Source organism: Microbulbifer pacificus, assembly GCF_002959965.1.
Classification (GTDB): Bacteria; Pseudomonadota; Gammaproteobacteria; order Pseudomonadales; family Cellvibrionaceae; genus Microbulbifer; species Microbulbifer pacificus_A.
Window position 1 is genome coordinate 2,237,270 of the sequence record NZ_PREV01000026.1, and the last position, 17,710, is coordinate 2,254,979.

The window sequence follows — 17,710 nt, forward strand, 5'->3', positions numbered from 1 at the left end:
CCGCTTTTGAAAGCGTCGGCAACAGGGATGTTGCCGACGCAGCGTACAGGGATGTATTCACAGCGGTTTCAAAAGCGGATACCCGGTGCTTTGCCGCCACCGGGCCCGCTCCAACCGGAATACCTCCGGGCGGTAACTTGAAACGCAGGGGTTATTCCATGCCGAGCTTTTTCTCAAGGTAGTGGATATTCACCCCACCGCGCGCAAACGCCTCATCCCGCACCAGCTCTTCCTGCAATGGAATGTTGGTCTTGATTCCAGTGATGATCATCTCGCTCAGCGCCACGCGCATACGGGCCAGCGCGGTTTCGCGGTCCTCGGCGTAGGTGATGATCTTGGCGATCATGGAATCGTAGTTCGGCGGCACCGTGTAACCGGAATAGAGGTGAGAATCCACCCGTACACCCAGGCCGCCCGGCGCGTGGAAGGATTCCACTTTACCCGGACTCGGGAAGAACGTCTTCGGGTCCTCGGCATTGATTCGGCACTCGAAGGCGTGGCCGCGGATCACGATGTCCTCCTGCTTGAACGACAGCTTCTCGCCCGCGCAGACGCGAATCTGCTCTTTGATGAGGTCAACGCCAGTCACCATCTCGGACACCGGGTGCTCCACCTGGATACGGGTGTTCATTTCGATGAAATAGAAACGCTCATCCTCGTACAGGAACTCAAACGTGCCTGCGCCGCGGTAGCCGATGTCGATACAGGCCTGCACACAGGCTTCCTGTACATCTTTGCGCACCTTGTCCGGAATACCGGGTGCCGGCGCCTCTTCCAGAACTTTCTGGTGGCGGCGTTGCAGGGAGCAGTCGCGGTCGCCGAAGTGCACCGCATTGCCCTGGCCGTCGGACATCACCTGGATTTCCACGTGGCGGGGGTTCTGCAGGAACTTCTCCATATAGACCGTGCTGTCGCCGAAGGCTGCAGCGGCCTCGGATTTGGTCACCGAAATGGAGTTCAGCAGTGAGCCCTCGCTGTGCACCACACGCATACCGCGACCACCGCCGCCGGCTGCGGCCTTGATGATCACCGGGAAGCCGATCTTGCGCGCGATTTCCAGGCACTTCTCACCGTTTTCGGGCAGGGGGCCGTCGGAGCCCGGCACAGTGGGAACACCGGCTTTCTTCATTGCCGCAATCGCCGATACCTTGTCGCCCATCAGGCGAATGGTGTCGGCGTCCGGGCCAATAAAGGTGAAGCCACTCTTCTGCACCTGCTCGGCAAAGTTGGCATTTTCCGCCAGGAAGCCGTAGCCCGGGTGCACCGCCATCGCATCGGTGATCTCCATCGCCGCGATAATAGCGGGGATGTTCAGGTAGCTCTGGGGCGACGGATTGGGGCCGATGCACACGGCCTCGTCCGCCAGGCGAACGTGCTTGAGGTCGCGGTCGATCTGCGAGTGCACCGCCACCGTGGCAATGCCCATCTCTTTGCACGCGCGCAACACGCGCAGCGCGATCTCGCCGCGGTTGGCAATCAGGATTTTTTCAAACATGCGTACTCACCCCGCTCAGGAAATGATCACGAGCGGCTGGTCGTACTCTACCGGTTGGCCGTCTTCCACCAGGATGGCTTCGATGGTGCCGGCCTTGTCGGCCTCGATCTGGTTCATCATCTTCATCGCTTCCACGATGCAGATTACGTCGCCGGCCTTCACCTGCTGGCCGACTTTTACAAAGGGGTCGGCGCCGGGGCTGGAGGCCGCGTAGAAGGTGCCGACCATCGGCGATTTCACCGGGTGGCCGGTCAGCGCGGGCACGGATTCGGCCTTGGCCTCCACCGGGGCGGCGGCCGGAGCCGGCGCGGCTGCCGGGGCGGCGGGCGCGGCCATCGGCATTTGCATCATTTGCGGCATCTGGAAAGAGGCGCCGCTCACGCCGCGGCTGATGCGCACGGACTCCTCGCCCTCTTTAATTTCCAGTTCGCCGATATCGGACTCTTCGAGCAGCTCGATCAGTTTCTTGATTTTGCGGATATCCATAACTTGTCACTCTCGATCTTGTGTAGCCATGCTCACGGGCGCGCAGCCCGCGAATGAAAAATTCGGTTAAATTCGTTTCAGCGCCGCTTGCAGAGCCAAAGTGTAGCTATCTGCACCGAACCCGCAGATAACGCCCTGTGCGAGATCCGACAGATAGGAATGGTGGCGGAAGGCTTCGCGGGCGTGCGGATTGGAGAGGTGGACCTCGATAAACGGAATGGCAACGCCCGCCAGGGCATCGCGCAGGGCGACACTGGTGTGGGTAAAGGCGGCGGGGTTGATGACGATGAAGTCCACTTTCTCGGCATAAGCGCGATGAATGCGCTCCACCAGCTCCGCTTCGCTGTTGCTCTGCAGGCAGTCGAACGTGCAGCCGGCATCGGCGCACTGGGCGCGGGCCGCCTCGTTGATCTCGTCCAGGGTGGTGGAGCCATAAATCTGGGGCTCGCGGGTGCCCAGCAGGTTCAGATTGGGGCCGTGTAACAGCAGCAGTGTGGCCATTCTGTGCCTCGCTCTTTGTCTCGCCTCGCTATTGGAGAGGGCGCGCGATTTGGTGACTAAAATCTGCAAAAAGTCATACAACTTGCCGCTAAACGGCGGTAAGCAGCGGATTTGCCGAAATTGGGCGCGAGTTTGCCGCAAAAGTGACCCTCTGTCCATGCCCCAGTTCGGGAAATAGAGACGTTGCGCGCAGTTCGGCGAAATTCACGTCCGTTTTGCCGCAAAGTTGTAGTGAGAGTGGCCTGTTCGCCGGTGCGATTGGCCACATAGGCGGATTCAGTGGACGCCGGGTGATGGTGTGGAGTTGACGACTGCTTCGCGACCGGAGGCTGTGCGCATGGCCATAAGCAGGCCGTCGCGGGAGAGAATTTGCGGCAAAATCTGTGGCTCGCCGCCACCGGCGGGGAACAGCAGGTACAGCGGTACACTGGAGCGACCGTAGCGCGTAAGCAGCTCGGTGATCTGCGGATCCTGATTGGTCCAGTCACCTTTGAGAGCGACAATGCCGAGATCGCCCACCGCCGTACGCACTGCGTCGCTGGACAACACCACCTTCTCATTGGCGAGGCAGGTGATACACCAGGCTGCGGTCATGTTAACCAGTACCGGTTGCCCCTGATCACGGGCCGCGTCCAGAGCGGCCGGTGAGTAGGGCTGCCAGTAGTCGCTGGCGCCGCTCGACGGCAGTTGCTGTTCATTTTCCAGTTGTGGCAGCACCCAGGCGGCGCCGATCACTGCCGTGATGGCGCAGCTTGCACGCAGCCAGCGTATTTTACCCGCGCTGTCTGCCGGTCTCGGCCAGAGCCAGAGGGCAAAGGCCAGTGCCACCGCGCCCATCAGCACCAGCGCCACGCCGTCGCTGCCGGCCTGGCGGCCCAGTACCCACAGCAGCCACACTGCGGTGAGGTACATGGGGAAGGCGAGGAACTGCTTCAGGGTTTCCATCCACGCGCCCGGCCGTGGCAGTCTCTGTGCCAGCGCGGGAATGTAGGTGAGCAGCAGAAAGGGAGCGGCCATGCCGGCACCGAGCGCGGCGAAGACAGACAGCGCAACAATGGCCGGTTGGGTCACGGCGAACCCCAGCGCCGAGCCCATCAGCGGTGCGGTACAGGGACTCGCGACCACCGTTGCCAGTGCCCCGGTGGAAAAGGAGCCACCAAGGCCGCCGCTTCGTCCGCTGTCGGCGCCGAGCCCCATCAGGCGCCCGCCAAACTCGGTAACGCCCGACAGGCTGAGGCCCATGGCGAAAAACAGATATACCAGTGCTGCCACGACGACCGGTGATTGCAGCTGGAAGCCCCAGCCCACCGCTTCCCCGGCACTGCGCAAGCCGAGCATGATGGCCGCGATCAACACGAAGGTCGCGATAACTCCCGCCGTATACGCCCAGCCATGCAGTCGCTGATGAGCGCCCGCGTGGGTAATGGCCAGTGCCTTGATGGACAGCACCGGGAACACGCAGGGCATCAGGTTCAGCAGCAGGCCGCCACCGAACGCCAGGGCCAGCGCGAGCAGCAGACCGGTGGATGTGCCGGCGGTGGTCAGCGGTCCGCCACCGGCGGCGCTGGCGGTGGTGCCGGGACCAGCGCTCGCGCCGTCATTTGGGGTTGCGGTTTTGCTGGCGAAATCCAGTGTAAAGTTGCGAACCTGCGGCGGATAGCACAGGCCGGCGTCGGCGCAGCCCTGGTAGTGCACCTGAAGCTGCGCTTGTCCACCGGCCGCGAGACTTGCTGCCTCCGCCAGTGGAATTTCCAGCTGCCAGCGGTAGACCTCGGTTTCTTTTTCGAAATAGTCATCCCAGATGACCTCTCCCTGTTCCAGATCCAGCGGCAGCGTGGATTTTTCGCCATCGACAATCAGCAGAACCTTGAGTTTGTCGCGGTACAGGTAGTATTCAGGTGCAATCTGGAACAGTGCGCTGGTACCGGCGTCAGTGAACAGGAAGTCCAGCTGGTACGCCTGGTCTACGGGCAGGAAGTCTTGCTGGCCGGAATTCGCGCTGGCAAAGGGCGAGGATGATGGCGAGGACAGGCCATTGTTCGCACTGGCGGGAGGGGCGGCGAGCGACACTCCCACGAGCAGCAGTGCGCAGAGCAGGATCAGCCGCGGACTGGCGGGCAGCGCGGGAAGAAATTTTTTTCGCAAGCCGGAAGTGTTCGCAGTCATTGGCAACAAAATTCTTTATAGTCAGGCAAGTTTGGACTGGTTTTGCGGCCCCTCGTTCCCTGGCGCCTCCAGCGGGTCGTCGCAACGGCGGGAATACTGGCTCGGCCACCCGCTGGCGTCGACGGCAGCGAAGGCGCAGTATAGCGGTGCCACCGGTACAAAAAAACAACAGTCGGCCGCAGCCGACCCGCAGCGTGAAGGTAGACCTCCGAAAAGTGAATCCGATCGCAAATTTCTCAAGTAATTACATCCCTGCCGCAGGGACCGACGGCGGATGCCGGTGTGTCACGAGGGCGCGGTGTGCTGCGTGGGTATCCGCGGCCCTGTCGCTGGCGCTGATCGCCGGCTGTGCCACGCCACCACCAAAGCCCGCCCCCGCGGCGCCGGTCCCCGAACCTGTGCGCCCGGCGGGGCCGAGTCCGGAGGAAGTTCGCCAGCGCACCGTGCGTCATTTCCTGCAGCGCGCCGAGCAGGCTCAGCGCGAGGGTTTCATCACCATGCCGGCGGGCGCCAGTGCCTACGATTTCTATCTGCAGGTGCAGCAACTGGACCCCGGTAATACTCAGGCCGTGGCGGGCATCCAGACTCTGGTGATGCAGCTGGTGGAGCAGGCCCGGGATGCGTTGCGGCAGCGCTCCTTCGGGCGCGCCAGCAGTCTGCTCAATACCGCGGATCAAATTGCACCCGGCAACCCGCTCTCGCAGGAGGTGCGCGGCCAGTTACAGCGGGAGCAGCGCCGTGCGGAGCAGGACATCGCTCTCGAAGGGCCGGGCGCGCAGACCATGGCGTTGCCGGCGGAACCATTGGCGGCGCGCTCCGACGCCATGATACAGATGCTGAAAAGTGTGGCTGAACGCATCCGTGACCACGAGCTGCGGGTCATTATTGTTGCTCGCAGCGATGCCGAAGGGCGATGGATATACAGCCAGCTGCGCGAAGCGGTACCCGGTTACCGGGTGCGCGGTGACATAAAGCTCGGCAATCCTCCGCGCTTACTGTTACAAAAGAGCCAGTGAGTTCCCGCAGCTTGATGAGTGAAAGCCGACCGGAAAATCGAGTGAAAAGGCGAGCGGCAAGACGAATAAATGAGGGGATGATGAACAGAAACTCCGTGAAACGAAAATGTGCGGCCGCGAAGAGAGTTTGGCCGTGGCTGCTCGGCGCTCTGTTCTGTGTCTTGGGCAGCGCGGGTATCGCTGCTGATCGGGGCGGGGATATTGAAATTAGCGGCTATGCTCGCGAAATGCCCCCCGGGGCGCCAATGGGCGCGGCCTATCTGACCCTGCGTGAACTTTCCGGGCGCGAGCGGGTGCTCGAGCGGGTGGAGTTGCCCGAGTATCCCAAGGGAGGGGTCGAACTGCATACCTCGGAAGAAGTGGCGGGGGTGAGTCGCATGCGTGCGTTAAAAAAAATGACGTTGCCGGGTCGTGGCACCATTGAAATGCGCCCCGGTGCCGCCCATTTGATGATCCGCGGGGTTGCACTGACGGCTGGGCAGCCCCTGTTTCTGCGCCTGGTATTTGCCGACGGTTCCACCCGCGAGGTCACACTGCCGGTGCGCGGACTTGCGGAGGGCGGTGATGCGCCCGCAGCCGTTCAAGAGGAAAACCACCATCACGAACACCATCACGGCTGATCGTGACGGATACAAAACATCGAAAACATGAACCATTTATGGAGTAGGGGAGAGTCTTTATGAAAAAGCTGGCCGCAGTACTGGTTACAGGTTTTGCCACTATGCTCGGCGCCTGTGCCCACAGTCCGGTACAGGTGGTGGTGAAACCGCAGGTGCAGGTCGCTCCGGACAATATCGGCTCCGGTTACACCGTATACGCCCGCGGCGTAAATCAGTTGAGCGGTGGAGGGCTTGGTTCCCTGGGTGGCATTTATGCCGATTCTTCCAATGTGACCCTGGGTAACGATATTGAGCAGGCGATGGCGACCGCGTTGTACCAGGGCCTGGAGGCATGGTCTTTCCGCGGTGTGCAGAGCGGCGGTGATGTACAGGTGGTGGCCAACCTGACCAATCTCAGCTACGACAGCCCCAACAAGCTTTACACGACCAAGGTGGATTCCGGAGCCACGATCCAGTTGCAGGTATCGGTGAAAGGTGCGACCTTTTACGGTAACTACAGTACCAGTGGCAAGGACCGCAACCTCATCAAGCCGAGCCGCGATGAGGTGGAGGCCAATCTCAATCAGCTGTTGAGTACTACGCTGCAGCGCGCCTTCGAGGATGAAAAGCTGAAGTCCTTCCTGCGTCAGCACCTGTAAGTCATTATTATTTTCGGTATCAAGAGCCTGCGCCTCCTAATGTGCAATCAAGGGTGCAATACAGTTACGCGGTCCCGATGCAGGGCCGCTTTGGTAAAAACCGGGCGCCGCTGCCGGTTGAATTGGGATTCCATTGACTGAGTTCACACCGAAAAATGCCACCTACCATGGTCTGCTGAAGGAGGTGGATGCGTTGTACGGCGGCTCGCTGAGTCCGGCGGCTGCGGAGCTGGCGCTGGGGGAGGTGGCCGACGGTGTGGTGGTCACTGACCGCCATGGTCGTATCCGCTACAGCAACCCCCTGGTCAGCGAACTGTGCGGCAATCTGGTGGGATTATTGCCGGGGCAACTGCTTGCCGGCAGTCTGCCGCTTGTCGATGACGGCGGAGCACCGCTGGATTTGAATCTGAGCAATGGGGAGGCGGCAGGTAATATCCCCAGTCGCCGGGAACTGCGTGGCAATATCCACCGGGAAGACGGCGAGTTGCTGGAGGTCAACGTTGTTATCCACAGCCTGCGCGAGGGCGTAAACCTCGAGGGCTATGTGCTGGTGCTGCGACCTACTTCGGAAGCTCGTCGCATTTCATCCCGGCTCAGCTGGCAGAGCAGTCACGATGCCCTGACTCACCTCCCCAATCGCCAGACCTTCGAGCACACCCTGCAGCAACTGCTGGGAACCGATGCCGGCTCCCGGCAGCACCATATCCTCCTGTATCTTGATGTTTACCAGTTCAAAGTGGTCAATGACACCCTGGGTTACAACGCTGGGGACGCGCTGTTGATTGCGTTGGCGAAAATTCTCACCCGCTGCCTGGGTAAGGGTGACCTGCTCGGTCGCGTAGGTAGTGACGAATTTGCGCTGCTGTTGAGAGACTGCACCCTGGAGGAGGCGAAGCGTATTGTCACCCGTTTGCGCGAAGCGGTGAACGGCTTTGTGTTCCAGTGGGAGGACAGCGAGACTCGTCCGGCATTGTCGATTGGTGCGGTGAGTGTCGATGCCCATGCGCCGCCCGCCAGCCAGCTGTTGGCGTCGGCCAATGATGCCTGTAGTGCGGCGCGGGATCAGGGACGCAACCGGGTGAAGTTTTTCGGGGATTCGCGCAAGGCGTTGGAGAAGCGCCGCGAGAGTACCTGGCTTGCGGAGATTCACGCGGCGATCCGCGAGGATCGGCTGTTGCTGTATCGCCAGCCGGTGGTAGCGCTGCAGGAAAAGAACCGGGTGCATCACTATGAAGTGCTGGTGCGTATGCAGGGGCGCGATGGCGATGTGATTTCGCCGGGCCTGTTCCTGCCGGCGGCGGAGCGTTACGGGATCATCGATGATGTGGATCGCTGGGTGATTCGCAATATTTTCCGCTATATGGCGCTGGAGCAGAGCAGTGGCGCGGCGGGTTTCCATTATGCGATCAATATTTCGGGGATCAGCCTCGGGGACGAGTATTTTGCGGACTTCGTTCTGCAGGAGCTGACGGAGGCGGGAGTGGCGCCGTCGCGAGTGCAGTTTGAGATTACGGAGACGAGTGCGATCAATAATCTGGATCGGGCGCTGGTGTTCATTCACAAGTTGCGCGCGGCGGGCTGCAGTTTCGCGCTGGATGATTTTGGTCGTGGCGCATCCTCTCTGGCCTATCTGCGTCAGTTGCCGGTGGATTACCTGAAGATCGACGGGTCCTTTGTGCGCAACATGCTGGAAGATGAGATCGACAGTGCGATGGTGAGTACGGTGGATCACCTGGCAAAGCGCATGGGGATCAGCACCATTGCGGAGTTTGCCGAGACCCCGGAGCTGCTGGAGAAGCTGCGCTTGATGGGCGTGGATTATGCTCAGGGGTTTGGTATTGCGGCGGCGGCCTGTCTGCCTGAGATCAGTGGGCCTCGCCCTTCATCAACCGTGAACTGAATCTGTTGGTGGTTTTTTTGCTGGCCCGGTGGCGGTAGAGCACTGGGCATCGATTTTCGAAACCGCTGTGAATACATCCCTGTACGCTGCGTCGGCAACATCCCTGTTGCCGACGCTTTCGAAAACCGATCCCCAGCCCCCTACCTTCGCGTCAAAGTTTTTTACTTCGTCGCCTAATTTGCGTCGGATTTATATATTTACCGCCGACGCCAGCAGCTCCCGGTGCTGCTCCGGGCGCAACCTCGGCCCGTACTGGCTCACCACCTGCGCAGCAGCGCGACAGGCGAGTTCGCCGGCTTCCGTGAATCCCATTCCCCGATTGATTCCGTACAGGAACGCACCCGCGAACATGTCGCCGGCGCCGTTGGTGTCGATGGCGTTGACCTTGGGCGCGGCGACACGGTATTCCTGTTCGCCGTCCCACAGCAGCGCGCCGTCGGCGCCGAGGGTGATGGCGAAAGCGCGGCTGTGGTTGCGCAGGGTCTGGGCGGCCTGGTCGAGGGAGTCGGTCTGGCAGAATTTGAGGGCTTCGTCGCGGTTGCAGAACAGCAGGTCGACGCACTCGCCGATCATTTCTTTGAGGCCGTCGTGGAACAGTTGCACCATCATGGGGTCGGATAGGCTCAAGGCGGTTTTTACGCCGTTGGCTTCGGCCTGCTGGCGCAGTTCAATGGCAGCGGCGCGGCCGGTGGGGGAGGATACGAGGTAGCCTTCGAGGTAGATCCAGCGGGACTGGGCGAGGGCGTCGGTGTCGATCTCCGCTATTGAGAGTTCCGCACTGATACCCAGATAGGTGTTCATGCTGCGCTCGGCGTCGGGAGTGATGAGGACCAGGCATTTTCCGGTGGTACCGACGTCGGCGTTATGCAGGGCTTTGGGATAGTCGACACCGGCGGCGGCGAGGTTGTCGCGATAGAAGTCGCCGTTATCGTCGGCGGCGACTTTGCAGGAATAAAAGGTGCTGAGACCGAAGTAGCTGGCGGCAATGACGGTGTTGGCGCCGGAACCGCCGCAGGCGTGGCTGGCGGTGACCATATGGTTTTTGAGGTCGTTCACCAGCTGTTGTTGGCGCGCGTCGTCCACCAGTGTCATGACTCCCTTGTCGACACCGAGAGACGCGAGGTCGCTGTCGGTGACTTCAATTTCCGTATCGAGAAGGGCGGCGCCGATGCCGTAGAGGTCGTACTGGTGCATAGGGGTTCCATGGCGTTACTGGTCTGTTGCTGTGTCCGGCCCGCTCTGCGGACGCTCGCCGCATTATGGCGGCGGATGGGGGCAGTGCAAGTGCAGCGAGGCCCATGGTTTGTGACCGGCCGGATTTGACTTGTGCCCGGTCGACCTTATAAATGCCGGCTATAACAGCCTTGGCTGCGTCCGGTCTGCGTGGCACCCACCTATAGTGAATTTAACGTTAAGAGTTTATCTGAAGCGATATGGCATCAAACAAGCGCCGTTCTAACGGGAAACGCCAAAATCATTCTTCCGGCTGGCTGCGTCGCTGGATCAAGCGGCTGGCGCTGCTGGCTCTGCTCGGGGTACTGGTGCTGGCCGGGTATATGGTGTGGCTGGACGTACAGTTGCGCGAGCGACTCGACAGCCGCCAGTACCAGTTGCCGGCGCGGGTGTTCGCGCGCCCGTTGATCCTGCGGGAAGGCATGGTGATGCGTCCGGACGAACTGGAGTCTGAATTTGCGGCGCTCAAGTATAAAAAAGTGTCGTCGGTGACGGAGCCTGGCCAGTGGCAGCGCGACGGTATGGAATACCTGGTGTGGCGCCGCGACTTCATTCATGCGGACGGGCGCGAGCCCGCGGCCAGGGTGCAGTTCCGCCTGCGCAACGACGAGCTGTCCGGTTTGCGCGATGAGAGCGGCGCAGGGATCAAGGAGTTCCGCCTGGATGCCGCGCCCATCGGGACCCTGCTCGGTGGCGGCGATGACCGCAACCCGGTGCGGATCGAGGAGATTCCGCCACTGCTCGGCGCCACGCTCATTGCGGTGGAAGACCAGGATTTCGTACACCACTTCGGGGTCTCGCCCCGCGGTATTGCGCGCGCCATGGTGGCGAACGTCAAGGCCGGCGGTGTGGTGCAGGGTGGATCGACTATCACCCAGCAGCTGGTAAAAAACATATTCTTCGATCACAAACCGAGTCTGTGGCGCAAGTTCAACGAAGCGCTGATGGCGGTCCTGATGGAGATCCACTACGACAAGGCCTACATCCTGCAGGAGTACATCAATGAGGTGTGGCTGGGGCAGCAGGGCAGCCGTGCGATTTACGGCTTTGGTCTCGCCTCTGAATTCTATTTCCAGAAACCCCTGAGCCAGTTGGAACCGCACCAGATTGCGCTGCTGGTGGGGCTCGCAAAGGGCGCCTCCTATTACAACCCCTGGCGCAATCCGAAACGCGCGTTGGAGCGCCGCAATACCGTGCTGGATGTGATGCTCGAGCAGGAGCTGATCACCCAGGAGCAGCACGATCGTCTGATCAAAAAGCCGCTGGAGGTAGCCTCCGCCGGCGATACCGCGCAGAACCCGTATCCCGCGTTTACCGAGCGTCTGCTTGAAGAACTGCGTCCCTACTACTCCGTGGAGGAACTGCGCACCGCGGGGCTGAGGGTATACACCAGCCTGTCACCGTCGATTCAGGATCTGGCGGAAAAGGCGGTGAGCCAGGGCGTGGCTCAGTTGGAAAAAGACCGCGGTATCCAGAAGGATTCCCTGCAGGCCGCCACCGTGATCCTGGAAAACCACACCGGCAATGTACTGGCGATGGTGGGGGATCGCCGCCCCCATTACCCGGGCTTCAACCGCGCTCTGGAAGCGCGCCGCCAGATCGGTTCGCTGGTGAAACCGGCGGTGTACCTCACCGCACTGGAGCGGGCGCATCAGTACAATCTTGGCACCCTGATCGATGATGCACCGATCCGCGAGGTGCAGGAGGACGGCCAGGTGTGGATGCCGTCGAACTTCGGCAACCGCAGCCACGGGCTGGTGCCGCTGTATGTGGCGCTGTCTCGCTCCTACAACCTCGCCACCGCACGCCTGGGGCTCGACCTCGGTATAGAAAATGTGCGGCAGACCATGCGCAGACTTGGTGTGCAGGCCAACCTGCCGCGAGTGCCGTCCCTGTTTCTCGGTACGGCGGAGCTGACGCCGTTCGAGGTGGCGGGGATGTACCAGACGCTTGCCAATGGCGGTGAGCATGTGGAGCCGCGCACTCTGCTGGCGGTGTCCGACGCCGACGGCAAACAGGTGCAGCGCTTCCGCTCCAAGTCCAATCGCGGGGTGGAGGAGGTGCCGGTGTACCTGTTGCGCTACGGCCTTGAGCAGGTGATGCGCGAGGGCACCGCCAAGAGCGCCTATCGGCGACTGCCCAACAGCGTGCCGTTTGCCGGCAAGACTGGTACCACCAACGACTACCGCGACAGCTGGTTTGCCGGTTTCAGTCCCGGAGTAACCGCCGTTGTATGGCTTGGACGCGACGACAACCAGCGTACCAGCCTCACCGGCGCCACCGGTGCCCTTGCGGTGTGGACCGACATCATGCGCAAACTGCCCCATCGTCACGGACGCATTCAGGCCCCGCGCGGGGTGGAGTGGAAGCCGCTGAATGACAAGGGGGAGTACATGGATCCGAAGCACTGTCAGGGTGGGCGCGAGCTGCCGATCTCCAACGAGAGCCGGCTGCAGACCGATCCCCGTTGCCAGAGCCGCGGCTGGTTCCGCAACTGGTTCGATCGCGAAGACAAGGAAGTGGCACCGCGGGAGGACATGACGCCGGGCTGGGGTATTGACCCGGAACAACAGCGACGGGAAGAGCAGCAGCGCCAGCTGCGTGAGCAGCTGGAGCAGGAGCAGTGGCAGGACGAGCAGAGCATTCCACAGGAGCCGCCACCGGAATACCGCGAAGAGCCGCAGCCAATTCCCCAGACCGAGACGGAGCGACTGCGTCGTCTGGAAGAGTCTGGTCGCCTTCAGGAAGAGCGGTACCTCGAAGAGGAGCGCCGCGCTGAAGAGGAGCGCCGCGCTGAAGAGGAGCGGCGTCTGCAGGAAGAGCGCCTGCGCAGGGAGGAAGAGCGACGCCGCGAAGACGACCGCCGCCGCGGAGCGCCGGTAGAGGAAGCTCAGCCCTGGCCTCCGCAGCCGAGTGACCAGTGGCCGTAAACATCGACTTTTTTTGCGCCTTATCGGGTTCCGATGACGGCAACGCCGCCAAAGTGGGACGCCGGCGGCAACGGGATTGATCATTATCGACGGCACAACCAACGATGATGAGATGTTTCCATGCACGAGTATCCAAGGCGCCGGTCAGCGGCGCGCTGGCTGGCGATTCTGACCATGTTCGCCGCGCCATTTGCGGCGGTGGCCGACACCTCCACAACCCCTCCCTCCGGTTACCTGAAGGCCAGTGGCAAAGACATTGTCGACGGCAGCGGGCGCCCGGTAATCCTGCGTGGCATGGGACTCGGCGGCTGGATGCTGCAGGAGGGCTATATGCTCGGCCTCGGCAATCTCGGCCAACAGCATGTGATCCGTCGCGAAATCGAGGCTCTGATCGGCGCTGAAAGAGCCGAGGCGTTCTACACCGCCTGGCGCGCCAACCACGTGCGCGAAGACGATATCCGCGCGCTGGCGGAGTGGGGTTACAACTCCGTGCGTCTGCCCATGCACTTCAACCTGTTTACCTTGCCCGTGGACGAGGAGCCCGTGCCCGGTGAGCACACCTGGCTGGAAACCGGCTTCGCGCTCACCGACCAATTGCTCGCCTGGTGCAAAAAATATGGCCTCTACCTGATCCTCGATCTCCACGCCGCCCCAGGCGGTCAGGGCAATGACTTCGCCATTTCCGATCGCGACCCCGCCAGCCCTTCCCTGTGGGATAGCGACGCCAACCGCGTCAAGACCATTGCGCTTTGGAAGAAAGTGGCCGCGCGTTACAAAGACGAACCGATGATTGGCGGCTACGACCTGATCAATGAGCCCAACTGGGGTTTTGCCGACAGGGACGACAAGCACGGCTGTGCAGAGACCGACAACCGCCCGCTGCGCCAGCTGCAGATGGACATCACCGCCGCCATCCGCGAGGTGGACCGCCGTCATATGGTGATCGTCGAGGGCAACTGCTGGGGCAATAATTACGCCGGTGTGCTGCCGCCCTGGGACGACAACCTGGTGCTCAGCTTCCACAAATACTGGAACAACAACGACCGCGACAGCATTGCCGGCGTGCTCGAATTACGCGAGCGCTATGACGTGCCGGTGTGGCTGGGGGAATCCGGTGAGAACTCCAACGCCTGGTTTGCCGACGCCATCGAACTGGTGGAGGGCGCGGGCATCGGCTGGAATTTCTGGCCGTTGAAAAAACTGGGCTTCAACAACCCGCTGGAAGTGCGCCCAAACCCCGGGTTCCAGGCACTGGTACGCTACTGGAAAGGTGAGGGGCCGAGACCGTCTCCGCAGGCTGCGCACCAGGCGCTGATGCAGCTGGCCCGGCACGATATCCGCTTCGAAAACGCCGTGGTCCACCGCGATGTAGTGGATGCAATGCTGCGCCAGCCCCACGATGCGGTGGCCCGCCCGTTTACTGCGCACTCACTTACCGCGGCGGGTCTCGCGATCGGTGCGGTGGATTACGACCTCGGGCGTCCGGGCACGGCCTATGGCGATGACGATATTGCCAATTATCACGTCAGCACCGGCGGTGAGCGCACACCGTGGAACCGCGGCCGTCACTATCGCAACGACGGGGTGGATATCGCCACCGGCGCTGACGGCACACCCCTGGTGGAGCTGGATCAGGGGGAGTGGCTGCAATACACCGTCGCGGTGCGCGAGCCGGGCACATACCAATTGCAGCTGCATGTCGAGGAAGGCGCGGGTGCCCCATCGCTGACCCTTTCCCTGAACGGCGGTGCACCGATAGAGCTGCTGCCTGACGACGGTCCGGTGCGATACGCGGCGCCTGTCGATCTGGAGCCCGGCAATCAGGTGCTGAAGGTGCGAGCACAGCGCGGTACCGCGAGGCTGGCAGGGCTGCGTCTGTCGGCGCTGCCGCGGTAGTGCCTGCGCAGCGATCGCGGTAAAAGCGCGCGGTGTAATCCCGTGTAATGGCAGCGGGCTAAATTTCGCGACAAAAGCGCGTTAGTATGAACGCCCGTCTGCCACTCAAATTACCCTGGGGCGCTTGTCTTGATTGCATCGCTACTGACACCGACCACCATTCTGCTGGTGGTGACGACCGCAGTCAGCCTGGTTGCCCTGTATCTCTCGCCGCGCCTTCTGGAAGAATGTGCCTTCCGCCCCTACCGTGTATGGCGCGGTGAGAACCGCGACTCCATTTACCTGGCCGGCTTTGTCCACGCGAACTTGCTGCACCTTGCGGTGAACATGTGGTGCCTGTGGCTGTTCGGCAAAGAACTGGCCGCCCGCATCGGTGGTACGCTGTTCGTTCTGCTCTACGCGCTGGCGCTGGTGTTGAGCCACATTCCCACCCTGTTCAAGGAGCATGAGAATCCGAACTACGCCAGTGTCGGCGCTTCCGGTGCCATTTCCGCGGTGGTGTTTGCCTATATCGTCTACTACCCGCAGTCGGAACTGTACCTGCTGTTTCTGCCGATTCCGCTACCGGCCTGGCTGTTCGGGGTCCTGTACCTGATTTACAGCGTGTACGCGAGCCGCGATAAACACTCCCGCATCAACCACGACGCCCATTTCTGGGGGGCGGTGACCGGGCTTGTGTTCGTGCTGTTTACCGATCCGGCGGCCTGGGCGCGGCTGTTGTGATGCGATGATGTGACGGGCTGAATTTTCCAACCACGACATAACAACACTTAGGGGGAATCTATGATCTTTTCACGCTTTGCCGGTATCGCCGGCCTGATACTGGCGCTGTCGCCACTGGGCGGCACCGCACAGGCACTCGAGGAAGTGGCTGAGCCGGCACTTACCGAAGAGCAGCAGCAATATATGGCCTGGGCCCAGCAGACCTGGGATGGAATGGAGCAGCACACCGGCACGGTAGAACTCCCGGGAGGGGTTGCCAGCCTCGAGGTGCCGGAATCGTTTTACTACCTCAATCCCGAGGACAGCAAAGTGGTCCTGGAGGACGTCTGGGGCAACCCGGAGAGCGAACTGACCCTGGGCATGTTGTTTCCCGCGGGCACCACGCCGTTTGATGGCGATTCCTGGGGCGTCACCATTGAATACAGCGAAGAGGGCTATATTCGCGATGACGATGCGGCGGAAATCGATTACGACGACCTGCTGCGGGATATGAAAGCGTCCACCCGTGAGGAGAGTGAGTACCGGGTGGAAAATGGCTACGAGTCCATCAGTTTGGTCGGATGGGCGGAGCAGCCCTATTACGACGCCGAACAGAAAAAGCTCTATTGGGCCAAGGAGCTGGCGTTCGGCGACCTGGAAACCAATACCCTGAACTACAACATCCGTGTACTGGGCCGCAAAGGTGTACTGGTGCTGAATTTCATCGCCGGTATGCCGGAACTGGAGGCCATCAAACAGAGCCGCGAGGCCGTGCTGTCCATGGCGAGCTTTAACCCGGGCTACCGCTATGAAGAGTTCGACCCGGAAATCGACAAAGTGGCCGCCTACGGTCTCGGCGCTCTGGTGACCGGCAAGGTGCTGGCAAAGACCGGTGCGCTCGCCGGGTTGCTGCTGCTGTTCAAGAAGTTCTGGGTGGCGATTCCCCTCGCCATTGGTGCCTTGCTGAAGCTGTTCCGTCGCCGCGGCAAAAACGATCCGCGATAACACCGGCGCGACTTGCATGCGGGGTCCTCGCCGCCGCCCATCGTACAAGCTGGGTGTGTGGTCCCGGTTTCCCGATCCCGCCGGCATTGGGGCATAATCCTTTCCGGATTGCGGGGGTATGATTGACCCCCGATCGGGAAACGGGTGAGTCGGGCAGGCCCCATGCAATACCGCTTTTACAATTTCACTCTGGACACCGTGCAGTTGTATCTCACGGCTGACGGTGCCCCTGTGGAAGCGGATGCACGCCAGTTGCAGTTGTTGCGTCTGTTGATTGACGTCTACCCCGAGCCCTGCAGTCAGCAGCACCTGCTGCAGGTGCTGTGGCCCGGCACGGTGGTGTCGCACTGGTCCGCGGGGCGGCTGGTGTCCGATACCCGCAGGCTGTTTCGCGACCAGGGCTATGAAGGCCCACTGATCCAGACGCTGCATGGCCGCGGTTACCGCCTGGCGCCAGAGCTGATGGAACAGTTGCGCGAAGTGCCCTCGCCGGTTGGGTCTTCATCCGCGCCTCCGGTCCCCTCCATCGCGGCGGATAGCGTGGTTGTGCAACCCGCTACGGCCGGGACGCCGTCGGATTTCGCGCCTGCTACTTCTCCCGCCAGTTTCTGGCGCCTGTGTGGCGTCCTGGGTTTGCTGTTGCTCGTCACTGCCGCCACGGTGTATTTCATTACTGCGCGCCGGATTCCCGATGAAGGCGTCCCTCTCGTGATCGGCGAGGCGGCGGATGTGCGTGGTCGGATCCTGTGGGTGGACGACAACCCGGACAACAACCGGGCGGAGCGCCAGCAGTTCGAGTCGCGCGGCATTGCGGTTTACATTGTCACCAATACCGAGGATGCACTGACACTGTTGTCCATGTACCGCTATCAGGCGGTGATCTCTGATATGGGGCGCGGCGATGAACCGCTCGCCGGTTTCAAGTTGATGGAGCGTGTGCGCGCGCGCCGTGACGAGACCCCGTACTTCCTCTATACCATCATGCCCTCAGATGCCCAGCGTCATCTGGTTCAGCAGCGCGGAGGCAACGGCGTGGCGGTTACCCCGGAAGAGCTTTTCAGCCTGGTTATGCCGCTGTTCGCCGAAGATTCCGGCGCGCCTGCCGCGCGCTGACCAGTCCGA

Annotated in this window: 15 protein-coding genes; 9 read left to right on the plus strand and 6 right to left on the minus strand. The window is 61.7% G+C overall.

Features of this window, described 5'->3' with window-relative positions; genetic code table 11:
• Positions 1–151 precede the first annotated feature (151 nt).
• The 5 genes from accC to C3938_RS18075 form a co-directional block, all read right to left on the minus strand.
• Positions 152–1,495, minus strand: coding sequence for an acetyl-CoA carboxylase biotin carboxylase subunit (gene accC, locus C3938_RS09790; RefSeq protein ID WP_105102949.1), 1,344 nt, complete (start codon positions 1,493–1,495; stop codon positions 152–154).
• Between the two features lie 15 nt (positions 1,496–1,510).
• On the minus strand, positions 1,511–1,981 hold the full coding sequence (gene accB / locus C3938_RS09795) for an acetyl-CoA carboxylase biotin carboxyl carrier protein (protein WP_105102950.1): 471 nt from the start codon (positions 1,979–1,981) through the stop codon (positions 1,511–1,513).
• Between the two features lie 66 nt (positions 1,982–2,047).
• Positions 2,048–2,482: a type II 3-dehydroquinate dehydratase gene (gene aroQ, locus C3938_RS09800; protein WP_105102951.1), complete on the minus strand. Its 435-nt coding sequence runs from the start codon at positions 2,480–2,482 to the stop codon at positions 2,048–2,050.
• A gap of 276 nt (positions 2,483–2,758) precedes the next feature.
• Entirely contained in the window at positions 2,759–4,648 is a 1,890-nt protein-coding gene (locus tag C3938_RS09805; RefSeq protein ID WP_105102952.1) for a protein-disulfide reductase DsbD family protein, read from the minus strand.
• A 244-nt stretch (positions 4,649–4,892) separates the two neighbouring features.
• Positions 4,893–5,090 carry a hypothetical protein gene (locus tag C3938_RS18075; RefSeq protein WP_199775520.1) on the minus strand — a complete coding sequence of 66 codons (198 nt, stop codon included), beginning with the start codon at positions 5,088–5,090 and terminating at the stop codon, positions 4,893–4,895.
• 1 nt (position 5,091) lies between these two features.
• Between C3938_RS18075 and C3938_RS09810 the strand changes: the two genes are divergently transcribed.
• The 4 genes from C3938_RS09810 (at position 5,092) to C3938_RS09825 (ending at position 8,822) form a co-directional block, all read left to right on the plus strand.
• Complete coding sequence (locus C3938_RS09810) at positions 5,092–5,664, plus strand: hypothetical protein (protein WP_199775521.1); 573 nt, start codon at positions 5,092–5,094, stop codon at positions 5,662–5,664.
• 95 nt (positions 5,665–5,759) lie between these two features.
• Entirely contained in the window at positions 5,760–6,284 is a 525-nt protein-coding gene (locus C3938_RS09815) for a copper chaperone PCu(A)C (RefSeq protein WP_158681629.1), read from the plus strand.
• Between the two features lie 59 nt (positions 6,285–6,343).
• Positions 6,344–6,922 (plus strand): YajG family lipoprotein, encoded by a 579-nt coding sequence (locus C3938_RS09820; RefSeq protein WP_105102954.1) that lies wholly within the window; start codon positions 6,344–6,346, stop codon positions 6,920–6,922.
• A gap of 133 nt (positions 6,923–7,055) precedes the next feature.
• A complete protein-coding gene (locus C3938_RS09825) occupies positions 7,056–8,822 on the plus strand; it encodes an EAL domain-containing protein (RefSeq protein ID WP_105102955.1) in 1,767 nt (588 codons plus the stop codon).
• Positions 8,823–9,011: 189 nt separating this feature from the next.
• Here the strand turns inward: C3938_RS09825 and C3938_RS09830 are convergent, their stop codons facing one another.
• Positions 9,012–10,016 (minus strand): adenosine kinase, encoded by a 1,005-nt coding sequence (locus tag C3938_RS09830; protein WP_105102956.1) that lies wholly within the window; start codon positions 10,014–10,016, stop codon positions 9,012–9,014.
• Positions 10,017–10,255: 239 nt separating this feature from the next.
• On the opposite strand from C3938_RS09830, the gene mrcB reads away from it, so the two are divergent.
• The 5 genes from mrcB (at position 10,256) to C3938_RS09855 (ending at position 17,701) form a co-directional block, all read left to right on the plus strand.
• The gene (gene mrcB / locus C3938_RS09835; protein WP_105102957.1) at positions 10,256–12,985 is read left to right on the plus strand and encodes a penicillin-binding protein 1B; all 2,730 of its coding nucleotides are present in this window, start codon (positions 10,256–10,258) and stop codon (positions 12,983–12,985) included.
• 120 nt (positions 12,986–13,105) lie between these two features.
• Positions 13,106–14,881, plus strand: coding sequence for a cellulase family glycosylhydrolase (locus C3938_RS09840; protein WP_233998752.1), 1,776 nt, complete (start codon positions 13,106–13,108; stop codon positions 14,879–14,881).
• A gap of 129 nt (positions 14,882–15,010) precedes the next feature.
• Positions 15,011–15,604, plus strand: a complete 594-nt coding sequence (locus tag C3938_RS09845) for a rhomboid family intramembrane serine protease (RefSeq protein ID WP_105102958.1) — start codon at positions 15,011–15,013, stop codon at positions 15,602–15,604.
• Between the two features lie 60 nt (positions 15,605–15,664).
• A complete protein-coding gene (locus C3938_RS09850; RefSeq protein ID WP_199775522.1) occupies positions 15,665–16,588 on the plus strand; it encodes a DUF2167 domain-containing protein in 924 nt (307 codons plus the stop codon).
• Between the two features lie 162 nt (positions 16,589–16,750).
• A complete protein-coding gene (locus C3938_RS09855; RefSeq protein WP_105102959.1) occupies positions 16,751–17,701 on the plus strand; it encodes a response regulator in 951 nt (316 codons plus the stop codon).
• The last annotated feature ends 9 nt before the right edge of the window (positions 17,702–17,710 follow it).